Origin of the sequence: Mesorhizobium sp. M7A.F.Ca.US.002.01.1.1 (genome assembly GCF_004022955.1) — a bacterium.
Classification (GTDB): Bacteria; Pseudomonadota; Alphaproteobacteria; order Rhizobiales; family Rhizobiaceae; genus Mesorhizobium; species Mesorhizobium ciceri.
Window position 1 is genome coordinate 1 of the sequence record NZ_RZQE01000185.1, and the last position, 10,904, is coordinate 10,904.

10 protein-coding genes and 1 pseudogene are annotated in these 10,904 nt (G+C 64.9%); 1 reads left to right on the forward strand and 10 read right to left on the reverse strand.

What is annotated here, in order from left to right:
* The 5 genes and pseudogenes from EN932_RS18675 to rsfS all read right to left on the reverse strand — a co-directional run.
* Window positions 1-645, reverse strand: a pseudogene (locus EN932_RS18675) (divergent polysaccharide deacetylase family protein); the annotation flags it as partial.
* A 212-nt stretch (window positions 646-857) separates the two neighbouring features.
* Window positions 858-2,189 (reverse strand): S41 family peptidase, encoded by a 1,332-nt coding sequence (locus EN932_RS18680; RefSeq protein WP_024502881.1) that lies wholly within the window; start codon window positions 2,187-2,189, stop codon window positions 858-860.
* Window positions 2,190-3,527 carry a murein hydrolase activator EnvC gene (locus tag EN932_RS18685; protein WP_127385436.1) on the reverse strand — a complete coding sequence of 446 codons (1,338 nt, stop codon included), beginning with the start codon at window positions 3,525-3,527 and terminating at the stop codon, window positions 2,190-2,192. It lies immediately after the preceding gene.
* A gap of 124 nt (window positions 3,528-3,651) precedes the next feature.
* Window positions 3,652-4,134, reverse strand: a complete 483-nt coding sequence (gene rlmH / locus EN932_RS18690; RefSeq protein WP_013529074.1) for a 23S rRNA (pseudouridine(1915)-N(3))-methyltransferase RlmH — start codon at window positions 4,132-4,134, stop codon at window positions 3,652-3,654.
* A gap of 27 nt (window positions 4,135-4,161) precedes the next feature.
* A complete protein-coding gene (rsfS, locus tag EN932_RS18695; protein WP_013529073.1) occupies window positions 4,162-4,539 on the reverse strand; it encodes a ribosome silencing factor in 378 nt (125 codons plus the stop codon).
* Window positions 4,540-4,781: 242 nt separating this feature from the next.
* Between rsfS and EN932_RS18700 the strand changes: the two genes are divergently transcribed.
* Window positions 4,782-5,633: a mechanosensitive ion channel domain-containing protein gene (locus EN932_RS18700; protein WP_013529072.1), complete on the forward strand. Its 852-nt coding sequence runs from the start codon at window positions 4,782-4,784 to the stop codon at window positions 5,631-5,633.
* A gap of 9 nt (window positions 5,634-5,642) precedes the next feature.
* On the opposite strand, the gene EN932_RS18705 is transcribed toward EN932_RS18700, so the two are convergent.
* The 5 genes from EN932_RS18705 to EN932_RS18725 form a co-directional block, all read right to left on the reverse strand.
* Entirely contained in the window at window positions 5,643-6,926 is a 1,284-nt protein-coding gene (locus EN932_RS18705) for an MFS transporter (RefSeq protein ID WP_013529071.1), read from the reverse strand.
* Between the two features lie 68 nt (window positions 6,927-6,994).
* Window positions 6,995-7,582 carry a nicotinate-nucleotide adenylyltransferase gene (locus EN932_RS18710; protein ID WP_013529070.1) on the reverse strand — a complete coding sequence of 196 codons (588 nt, stop codon included), beginning with the start codon at window positions 7,580-7,582 and terminating at the stop codon, window positions 6,995-6,997.
* A gap of 162 nt (window positions 7,583-7,744) precedes the next feature.
* Window positions 7,745-9,031: a glutamate-5-semialdehyde dehydrogenase gene (locus EN932_RS18715; protein WP_127385438.1), complete on the reverse strand. Its 1,287-nt coding sequence runs from the start codon at window positions 9,029-9,031 to the stop codon at window positions 7,745-7,747.
* 3 nt (window positions 9,032-9,034) lie between these two features.
* Window positions 9,035-10,225 (reverse strand): glutamate 5-kinase, encoded by a 1,191-nt coding sequence (proB, locus tag EN932_RS18720; RefSeq protein WP_127368023.1) that lies wholly within the window; start codon window positions 10,223-10,225, stop codon window positions 9,035-9,037.
* Between the two features lie 4 nt (window positions 10,226-10,229).
* On the reverse strand, window positions 10,230-10,904 hold a 675-nt coding region (locus tag EN932_RS18725), incomplete at its 5' end, for a GTPase Obg (protein WP_164890533.1).

Consider the following 10,904-nt stretch of genomic DNA (forward strand, 5'->3'; position numbering starts at 1 on the left):
CTGCCTGGCTGCCTGCATCCAGCGGCCGATGCTGTTGCCTTGCGGCGCGAAGGCCAGCGTCACTTCCGCCGGCAGCTTGGCGATGGCCGCCTGGGTGCCGGTCTGCGAAACCGAAAGCCCACCGATGACGATCGCCACCCGTGCGCCGCGCCCGCCCGACCAGGGCCGCGCATAGACGTCGAACGGCCGCCTGCCATCGGCGGCGCGCACCGGCAACGGCCCGGTCTCGCTGGCCTCGATCAGCGCCTTGTCGGGAATATGCGCGACCTTCAGGTTCTGGCCGACGGTCGACGGGTCGCGAATGACGATCGCTGCCTTGGGCGGCCCATCGCCCTCCTCCGTCTGCACATGGATGATCTGCGGCCCACCTGATTTGACCGGCGCCTCCGGCTTCGGTGCCGCCGGGGCCAATGCAGGCGGCGCGGCGGCAGGTTCGGCCGCCGCGGTCACTTTCAGCGTTGAAACGGCAACCTCTTGCGGCTTACGAAACGGCTTTTCCCTGAGCGCGATCGCGCCGGAGATGCCTGCCACCACCAGCACGGCCACTGTCGCCATGATCGCACCGCCGCTGAGCTTGCCGGCGGCGCGCGGCGGCCGGACTGCCTGTCCGAGCGGGCGTTCGATGTCCTTGCCGATATCAGTCAAGCGTAATCCCCGGGCGCATGGCTCCGAAGGCGAAGCCACTTCGAAACGGCATGCGCGAATTCATCAATCCCGGCGCACCCCCGCGCCATGCCTTGGGAGCTTTGCCTCGCCCCCGAATCAAACTGCCGGAACCTTTCGGTCCCGGCAGCATCGCATTGCTTCCATCATGCTCAAACAGAAAGATGGAGCGGCGCGTGCGCCGCTCCAGATCCCTACTGGTTGAGAACCGCCTTTTGCGGATTGGGCGGGAAGGACGGATCGGTCTTCTGGCCACGCAGCAGCTGCTCGGCATAGATGAGCTGCAGATCGTCTTTCGGATCCGGCGGCACATAGGCCGCAGAGCCCGAACCCGTCGTGCTCTCGTCGGCGCCCTTGATATGGCCCTTGAGATCGGATTCGCCACGCGTCAGATCCCTGCCCTGCAGTTCCGGCGGCAGTGGCTGTTCGACCTTGATGTCGGGCGTGATGCCCTTGCCCTGGATCGACTTGCCGGACGGCGTGTAATAGAGCGCCGTCGTCAGCCTGAGCGCACCATTCTCGCCGAGCGGAATGATGGTCTGCACCGAACCCTTGCCGAAGGACTGCGTGCCGACCACCGTGACGCGGCGCAGGTCCTGCAGCGCGCCGGCGACGATTTCCGAGGCACTGGCCGAACCGCCATTGACCAGGACGATCATCGGCTTGCCGTTGATGTCGTCGACCTGCTTGGGCTTGGCGTCGAAGCGGGTGACGTCCTTGGGGTCGCGGCCGCGCGTCGAGACGATCTCGCCGCGGTTGAGGAAGGCATCGGACACGCTCACCGCCTGGTCGAGCAGGCCACCCGGATTGAGGCGGAGATCCAGAACGTAGCCCTTCAGCTTGTCGTCGGGAATCTGCTTCTTGATGGTGTCGATGGCGTTCTCGAGGTCGTCGTAGGTCTTTTCGGTGAAGGAGGTGATCTTCATGTAGCCGATGTCGTTCTCGACCCGGAACTTGACCGCCTTGACCTTGATGATGTCGCGCACGACCGTCAGTTCGATCGGCTTGTCGGCGCCCTGGCGCAGGATGGTCAGCTTGATCGGCGTGTTGACCAGGCCGCGCATCTTGTCGACCGCATCGTTGAGGGTCAGGCCGCGAACCTCTTCGCCGTCGATCTTGGCGATGTAGTCGCCGGCCAGCACGCCTGCCTTGGCAGCCGGCGTGTCGTCGATCGGCGTGATCACCTTGACCAGATCGTTCTCCATGGTGACTTCGATGCCGAGGCCGCCGAACTCGCCCTTGGTCTGGACGCGCATATCCTGCGCCTGCTCGGCATTCATGTAGGAGGAGTGCGGGTCAAGCGAAGCCAGCATGCCGTTGATGGCATTCTCGACCAGCGACTTGTCGTCGGGCGGCGTCACATACTGTGCCCGCACGCGCTCGAAGATATCGCCGAAGATCGCCAGTTGCTTGTAGGTCTCCGACCCTGCAGCGTTCGCCGCCGAGCCGGGTGCGCCATAGACCAGGCTCATGGCGGACGCGCCCATCAGCGCACCGGCAAACAGAAGCGACAGTTTCCGCATTATTCACGTCCTTCCAGAAAAACGGTCCGCCCACCATGGGGCCGGATCGACGGGTTTTCCATCCTTGCGGAACTCGACATAGAGTTCCGGCGTGGCATTTCCATTCTTCGAAACCGAGGTGCTCGCCACCCGGGCCTCTCCCATCGCACCGATCGGCTCTCCTGCAAGCACTGATTGACCGGTCGCGACGCTGATTCTGCTCATCCCCGCCAAAACGACATGATAGCCGTCGCCTGCGTTCAGGATCAAGAGTTGACCATAAGAGCGAAACGGCCCCGCATAAAGCACATTTCCATCTGCCGGCGCGGTAACGATGGCTCCCGATTGTGTCGCAACCATGTCGCCTAGCATCACCGCGCCGTTACCGTCGTCGGCGCCGAATCGCCGCTTGATGCGGCCGGTCACCGGCAGTGCGATCTGTCCCTGCAGCGCCGAAAAGGGCACCGCGGCGGCAAGTTGGTTGCTTTCCGGAACGGGCAGCGACGCCAGTTCCGCCGGCGCGGATGTCTTGTCGCCATCCGCCGTCTTCTGCTCAGCGGCCTTGGCGGCATCGGCGGCCTTGCGGCTCTTGTCGGCCTGCGCTTCGAGCGAGGCGATCAACTCTTTCAGGCTGCCGGCCTTGGCCGCCAGCGCTTCGGATCGCTGCTTTTCCGCGGCCATTTGCGTTTGCGTGTCGGCTTCGAGCTTCTGCTTGGCCTCCAGCAGCATGCCGAGCCGCTTCTTTTCCGCCGTCTGGTCGCCGACCGCCGCCGTCAGCCGCGCCCGTTCGGCCTCGATCGACGCCGTAATCCTGGTCTGTTCCTTGAGATCGGCAAGCAGGCTATCGGTCTGCTGGCGCAGTTCCGGCACCACCGCGCCGAGCAGGATGGCGCTGCGCACCGACGACAGCGCGTCCTCGGGCTTGACCAGGATCGCCGGCGGCGGGTTGAGGCCCATGCGCTGCAGCGCGCCCAGCACTTCGGCCAGAACGTCGCGCCGCGCCATCAGCGAGGCGCGGATCTTCTGTTCCTGGCCCTTCAACCCTTCCAGCCTGGCGCCGATGTCCTCGATGTCCTGGCCGAGCTTCTGCTCGGTCATCGCCGACTGGATCAATGCGGCGGTGATCGAGGCGTGATCCTTCTTGATCGTCGCGATGTCGGCGGAGAGCTTGGCCAATCGTTCCGACGACAGCGAGATCTCCTTCGAGACCCGTTCATATTCGGCCCGGCTCTGGTCCGGATCGGGAGCCATGTCGAGCGTGTTTTCCGCCCGCCCCACATGCAGCGACAGCACAAGCACCGCCGCCGCGATGCCGCAGCGCGCGCACCATGAGCCCGTTCTTGATTTTCTGTCTTCAGACATTGAAGCCCGACTCTATGCGTGGCTTCGTTAACGAACAATCAACCATGTTCGAAACCGCCCACTCGATGCAATGTTACGTTGGCATTGGGGCGGAAATCCGGGTGTGTCGCACCAATTCACCGGCTTACGAGCGATGGTAGGGATGTCCCGAAAGGATGGTGGCCACACGATAAAGCTGCTCTCCCAGCATCACGCGCACCAGTTGATGCGGCCATGTCAGCAATCCGAACGACATCACCAGTTCGGCCTGGTCGCGCAGCGACTGATCGTGGCCGTCGGCGCCGCCGATGGCGATGATCAGCGCCTTGCGGCCACCGTCACGCAACAGGCCGAGGCGCCCGGCGAAATCTTCCGAGGAAAAGCTTTTGCCGCGTTCGTCGAGCAGGATCAGCGCGGTGCCGGGCTGCAACTGCGTCTGCAGTTTCTGGCCTTCCTCACGCCGGCGCTCGTTGGCGGTCTGGCCGCGCCCCTCGGCTATTTCGGCAATGCCGCCAAATTCAAGCCCCACCGCCGGGCCGCTCTTGGCGAAGCGCTCGAAATAGCGGTCGGCCAGCAGCTTCTCGGGGCCGGCTTTCATCCGGCCCACGGCATGAACTGATATCTTCATCCTTGCCTTGTAAGCCGCGCGAACGACTTAGTGGAGCGTTTCTTCCTCGAGGTCCGGCGCCTGCCACATCTTTTCGAGATTGTAGAATTCGCGGACTTCGGGGCGGAAGACATGGACGATGATGTCGCCAGAATCGATCAGGACCCAGTCGGCGCCGGACAGCCCCTCGACGCGCGCGGTGCCGAGACCGGCATCCTTGATCGCTTTGAGAAGATGATCGGCGACAGCCGCGACATGACGGTGCGATCGGCCCGAAGCGACGACCATATAGTCGCCGAGGCTCGATTTCCCCTGGATGTCGATGGAGACAATATTTTCGGCCTTGGAGTCTTCCAGACTGGCAAGGACTGTCTTGATGGCGCGGGACACGGCGTCGTCTACGCTGATCCTGGCCGGCGAAGGCATGATATCGGCCTTCTTCCGCAGTGCTGTTCTCAGTGTATTTCCTTTCGCAGCAAGAACAACCAAATCACCCCTTGAAGCAGGTGACACCACTTAGATAGGCAGAGTTCCCTGACAGTTTCAAGACGGGACCCTGCCTCGCACGAACGTATTGTCGCTCCTGTGGTTCCGCCGCACACCGGAAAAGATCGGAACCCTCGCCGTCGGCATGGGTTATCGGCTCACCGACCAACCGGATTTCCCCCATGCCGATCGACCCGCAAAACGCCTTCCTCAGCGTCCAGGCTGGCCTCGCCCAACTGAGCACGCTGATTGTTTCCTACTCCTTCTCGGCCATCGGTGCCGTTATCCTCTTGATCGTCGGCTATATCGTCGCCGGCCTTGCCGAACGTTCGATCTTCGCCGGTCTCGGCCATATCCATGGTTTCGACGCGACGTTGCGGCATTTCTTCTCCAAGATCGTCCGCTATGCCATCCTGATCCTCGTCACCATCATGGTGCTCGGCCAGTTCGGCGTGCAGACGGCCTCGATCATTGCCGCGATCGGTGCCATTGGCCTCGCCATCGGCCTGGCGTTGCAAGGCACGCTGCAGAACATCGCGGCCGGCATCATGCTTCTGGCGCTGCGGCCGTTTCGCATCGGCGAGTCCGTCGAGGTCGGTTCGATTGCCGGTACGATCGAGGAGATCGGCCTGTTCGCAACCAAGCTCAGGACGGCCGACGGGGTCTACATATTGGCGCCCAACTCGACGCTGTGGAACCAGCCGGTGCGCAACTTTTCGCGCAATGGCGTGCGCCGTAGCGACATCACGCTCAGCATCGGCTCCTGGAACGACATCGACAGGGCCCAAAAGACCTTGCTTGCCATTGCCGCCGCCGAACGGCGGGTCAAGCGTGAGCCGGCACCGATCGCTTTCGTCGCGACATTGGGCGACAGCACTGTTTCGATTGCCTTGCGCTACTGGACATCGTCGGCCGACTTCTTCGCCACCCAGACCGATCTCACCAAGCGCGCCAAACAGGAATTCGATAGCGAAGGCATATCGATCCCGCTGCCGCCACCGGAAGCCCCGTCGCCGGAAGCCCGTCGACAATAGTCGGGTGGCTCAGTGCCGGCCCTCATCGTCCGGTGCGAAGGCGAGTTCGACCGGCAACGGCGCCTGCGCCGTCATCGGTGCGAAACTGCCGGTTTCGCCGACCGGGACCGCACGCGTCGTGAACACACGCAAAAGCACGAACAGGCAGAAGGCTGCGGCGATGAGAACAGCCACATAGATGAAAGCCTGCGTTCCGAAGACGGCCGACAGCGCCGTCACGATGCCGGGCACGACGAAGCCCGACAGCGACCAGGCAAACAAAAGCGAACTGGACAGCGCCACCATGTCGTCCTTGCCGGCGCGGTCGGCGGCGTGCGCACTGGCCAGCGAATAGATCGATTCCGAAGCGCCGTCCCACACGATATAGATCACAACCAACGCGGCCAGCGCGCCGCCATCGAACCCGAGTGCAAACAGGCCGGCGACCATGGCGAGCGCGGATGCGGCGATCAGCACATAGCGGCGGTCGGTTCGGTCGGAAATCCAGCCAAGCGGGATCTGCAGGATCAGCGTGCCGAGAGGCATCGCCGAAAGCAGCAGCGCCACGTCGGCCTGGCTGTAGCCCTTGGCCGTGGCGTGGATCGGTGCGAAGCCAGCAATCGACATCGACAGGCCGCCGACGGCAAGCATGCCGGCGACGCCGACCGGTGAAACCCGCCAGGCACGGCGCAGCGCCACCGAGGCCGCCTGCGGCGCCGGCGGCTGGGCAAGTTTGGTCATCCCGACAGGGAGGATCGACAGCGCGGTGAAGACGATGCCGATCAGCGGCGCATCCGCTGTCCTGATATCGACCAGCGCTAGCGTCGCGTAGCCGACGCCGAGCCCGGCGACATAGGCAACGTAGAAGAAAGCCATCACCCGGCCGCGGATGGCGTTGGCAACCGCATCGTTCAGCCAGCTCTGCGCGACGATGAACAGGCCGCATATGGCAAAGCCGTAGAGCGCGCGGGCGGCTATCCACAGCAGCGGAAGGACCCCGGCGCCGACAGCGGCGTTGGCCAGCGCGATCAGCGCCGACAGCACCATGAAGGCGCGGGCATGGCCGACCCTTCGCACCAGCGGTCCGGTCAAGATGCAGCCGGCGAGCCCGCCGGCCGAAAGCCCGGTGATGATCAGCCCGGCCCAGGTCGGATCGAAACCCTCGGCGCCAAGCCGGACCGGGATGTAGGCAAACATCAGCCCGTTGCCGACGGCAATCAGCGCCATCGACACGATGACGCTGGCAATCGCGATCAGCGGCGTGGGCTCGGCGCCCTGCTCGGCTTCGCTGCGGTTTTTCCTGGGAATCGACATGCCTGCTCAGGATTGCCCATGAAACGGGCAAAGGAAGCGATAAAAGCGACATGGCCGGGCGGCCGGGCTCACCCCTTCGCCAGCTTGCGGATCGCGCTCGATGACAGCGACGAGCGCGGGCCGTGAATGAAGGTCCAGGCCGGCGCCTTCATGCGGGCAAGCCGCGGCGCATCGCCCTCGTCGATGCGGGCATAGTCGAAGGTCTTGGCGACGACCGAGGACAGGAACGACAGCGTCGCGCCCGGGCGGTCGATGACGGCGATCGGGAAGGTCATGACGATCTCGCGCCAGCGCTGCCACCGATGGAAATCGCGCAGACTGTCGGCACCCATGATCCAGACGAAATCGACACCGGGATTGCGCGCCTTGACCAGCGCCAGCGTATCGGCGGTGTAGCGGACGTGATGGGCGGCTTCGAAAGCGGTGACCTTGATCTTCGGGTTCTTGGCGATCTGTTCCGACAGCTGCAGCCGTTCGCCCAGCGGCGCCAACTCCCTGGTGTTCTTCAGCGGATTGCCCGGCGTCACCATCCACCACAACTGGTCGAGCGCCAGGCGTCTGAGCGCGATCTCGGCGACCAGCGCATGGCCGGCATGCGGCGGATTGAACGAGCCGCCGAACAGGCCGACGGCGAGGCCTTTCTCGGCGTGCGGCATTTTGAAATAGTGGGAGGGGATAGCCTCCTTACCCGCCCCTTGTGGGGAGGGTCGATCCGCGAAGCGGAGCGGGGTGGGGGTATCGCGGAATTCAGCGTCGTCCCCCCACCCGGCCCGCTATGCTCGCCACCCTCCCCACAAGGGGAAGGGTAAGACCAGCGCTCAAGGTCTCACCTGTCCCGACCCGCGCACACGGTATTTGAACGACGTCAGCTGTTCGACGCCCACCGGTCCGCGCGCATGCATCTTGCCGGTGGCGATGCCGATCTCGGCTCCCATGCCGAACTCGCCGCCGTCGGCGAACTGCGTCGATGCGTTGTGCAGCAGGATCGCCGAATCGATCTCGTTGAAAAACCGCTCGACGGCTTGCGCATCCTCGGCGACGATCGCCTCGGTGTGATGCGAGGAAAACGTCTCGATATGCTCGATCGCACCACCGATACCGTCGACCAGTTTTACCGCGATGATGGCATCGAGATATTCTGTCACCCAATCGGCATCGGTCGCCGGTTTGGCGTCGAAAAACACTTTCAGCACCTCGGTATCGGCATGGATTTCGCAGCCGGCCGCGCGCAGCGCGTCGAGGATCGGCACCAGATGCGTGGAGGCAACCGCCCGGTCGACGAGCAGCGTCTCGGCGGCACCGCAGACGCCGGTGCGCCGCATCTTGGCGTTGACGGCGATCCGCACCGCCATATCGAGCTTGGCGGAACGGTCGATGTAGAGATGGCAGATGCCTTCGAGATGGGCGAAGACCGGGACCCGCGCCTCGGCCTGCACCCGTCCGACCAGGCTTTTGCCGCCGCGCGGGATAATGACGTCGAGGTTGCCGCCCAACCCCTTCAGCATCTCGCCGACGGCGGCGCGGTCGGTGGTCGGCACCAGCTGGATGGCATCCTCCGGCAGGCCCGCTTGCTTCAGCCCTTCGACCAGGCAGGCGTGGATGGCGGCGGAAGAATTGAGCGAATCCGAACCGCCGCGCAGGATCACCGGATTGCCGGCCTTGAGGCACAGCGCGCCGGCATCGGCGGTGACGTTCGGGCGGCTCTCATAGATGACGCCGACGACGCCGAGCGGCGTGCGCACGCGCTCGATATGCAGACCGTTCGGCCGGTCCCACTGCGCGATCACGTCGCCAACCGGATCCCGCAGCGCGGCGATTTCGCGGATGCCGTTGGCCATGGCGCGGATGCGCGCCGGATCGAGCTTCAGCCGGTCCATGAAGGAGGTGGAAAGCCCGGATTCATGACCATTCGAAACATCGATGGCGTTGGCGTCGAGAATGTCCTGCTCACGGGCCACGATCGCCTCGGCCATGGCCAGCAGTGCGGCGTTCTTGGCGGCGGTCGTGGCAATGGCCAGCGGCCGGGCGGCAGCGCGGGCGCGCCGGCCGATATCGGCCATCAGCGCGACAGTGTCATCCCCGGATTTTTCATGCAGTTTCAGCATGGCTCATCCTCCGCTTACATCGCCACCGACCGTGACTTGGTCACCGGCCCCTGTTTGGTCGCCGGCCCGTACTTGGTCACCCGAATGGCTCACCACAAGGTCGTCGCGGTGGATCATCGCCGAACGCGCCTCGTAGCCGAGCACGGTTTCGATCTCGGCCGTCTTCAGGCCCGCGATCCTTACGGCATCGGCGGCATCATAGGCAACCAGCCCGCGCGCGATCTCGCGGCCCTCGGGCGACAGGATCGCCACCGTGTCGCCGCGCGAGAAATTGCCGCTGACCAGCTTGACGCCGGCCGGCAGCAACGATTTGCCCGACAGCAGCGCGCCGATGGCGCCGGCATCGACCGTAAGCCGGCCGGCCGGCTCGAGCTGGCCGGCGATCCAGGTTTTGTAGCCCTTGACCGGGTTGCTGCTCGGCCGAAAGAAAGTAGCGCGCTCGCCGCGTTCGATCGCCATCAGCGGCGACAGCCGAGTGCCCGACGTGATGATCATCGCGGTGCCGGCGGCGGTCGCGATCTTGCCGGCATCGAGCTTCGTGCGCATGCCGCCGCGCGACAGCTCGGAAGCGGCCGCACCCGCCATCGCCTCGATATCAGGCGTGATGCGGTCGACCACCGGAATGAATTTGGCGTTGGGGTCGCGCGCCGGCGGCGCGGTGTAGAGCCCGTCGATGTCGGAAAGCAGCACCAAAAGATCGGCGCCCATCATGGTGGCGACGCGGGCCGCCAGCCGGTCATTGTCGCCGTAGCGGATTTCGGAAGTCGCCACCGTGTCGTTCTCGTTGATGACCGGCACTGCCTTCATCTTCAAGAGTGTCGAGATCGTCGCCCGCGCGTTGAGATAGCGGCGGCGCTCCTCGGTGTCGCCGAGCGTCAGCAGGATCTGGCCCGATTTCAGGCTGCCCTTGCCGAGCGCGTCCGACCAGGCGCCGGCCAGCGCGATCTGTCCCACGGCTGCCGCCGCCTGGCTCTCCTCCAGTTTCAGGGCTCGCTTGCCGAGGCCAAGGATGGTGCGGCCAAGCGCGATGGCGCCGGACGACACGACGAGGATTTCAGCGCCGCCCTGGGCCAGCCCGGCAATGTCGTCGGCGAGCGAAGCCAGCCAGTCGCGCTTCAGGCCCGTCGTGCGGTCGACGAGCAGCGCCGAGCCGATCTTGACGGTGATGCGCCGATATTTTCTCAGCGACTGCATGACCCTATTTGTCCCAGCGCGTCTCGACCGGCGCCGCGATCTGCGCGCGCGCCTCAGCAATCACCGCCATCAGCGCCCGCTGCACCGCCTCGACGCCCTCGCCGGTGACCGCCGACAACAGCATCGGCGCGCGGCCGGCAGCGCGTTTCAGCGAGGCGACCTTCTTCTTGCGCGCATCGGCGTCGAGCGTGTCGACCTGGGAAAGCGCCAGGATCTCGACCTTGTCGGTGAGGCCATGGCCATAGGCGTCGAGCTCGGCTCGCACGGTCTTGTAGGCCTTGCCCGGATTTTCCTCCTGCGCCGAAACCAGATGCAGCAGCACACGCGTGCGCTCGACGTGGCCAAGGAAGCGATCGCCGATGCCGACGCCCTCATGCGCGCCTTCGATGAGGCCCGGAATGTCGGCGATGACGAATTCGCGCGCGTCGATGCGGGCAACGCCGAGGCCGGGATGCAGCGTCGTGAAGGGATAGTCGGCGATCTTCGGCTTGGCTGCGGTGACCGCCGCCAGGAATGTCGACTTGCCGGCATTGGGCAGCCCGACCAGCCCGGCATCGGCGATCAGCTTCAGCCGCAGCCAGATGTTGAGCTCTTGCCCCGGCAGGCCGGGATTGGCGCGGCGCGGCGCCTGGTTCGTCGAGGTCTTGAAATGCTGGTTGCCGAAACCGCCATTGCCGCC

What these genes read in the sequence shown, in the direction of transcription:
- EN932_RS18685 (WP_127385436.1), bottom strand. Translation starts at nt 3,527, where the DNA reads ATGTCTGAAGACAGAAAATCAAGAACGGGCTCATGGTGCGCGCGCTGC.
- rlmH (WP_013529074.1), bottom strand. Translation starts at nt 4,134, where the DNA reads ATGAAGATATCAGTTCATGCCGTGGGCCGGATGAAAGCCGGCCCCGAG.
- rsfS (WP_013529073.1), bottom strand. Translation starts at nt 4,539, where the DNA reads ATGCCTTCGCCGGCCAGGATCAGCGTAGACGACGCCGTGTCCCGCGCC.
- EN932_RS18700 (WP_013529072.1), top strand. Translation starts at nt 4,782, where the DNA reads ATGCCGATCGACCCGCAAAACGCCTTCCTCAGCGTCCAGGCTGGCCTC.
- EN932_RS18705 (WP_013529071.1), bottom strand. Translation starts at nt 6,926, where the DNA reads ATGTCGATTCCCAGGAAAAACCGCAGCGAAGCCGAGCAGGGCGCCGAG.
- EN932_RS18710 (WP_013529070.1), bottom strand. Translation starts at nt 7,582, where the DNA reads ATGCCGCACGCCGAGAAAGGCCTCGCCGTCGGCCTGTTCGGCGGCTCG.
- EN932_RS18715 (WP_127385438.1), bottom strand. Translation starts at nt 9,031, where the DNA reads ATGCTGAAACTGCATGAAAAATCCGGGGATGACACTGTCGCGCTGATG.
- proB (WP_127368023.1), bottom strand. Translation starts at nt 10,225, where the DNA reads ATGCAGTCGCTGAGAAAATATCGGCGCATCACCGTCAAGATCGGCTCG.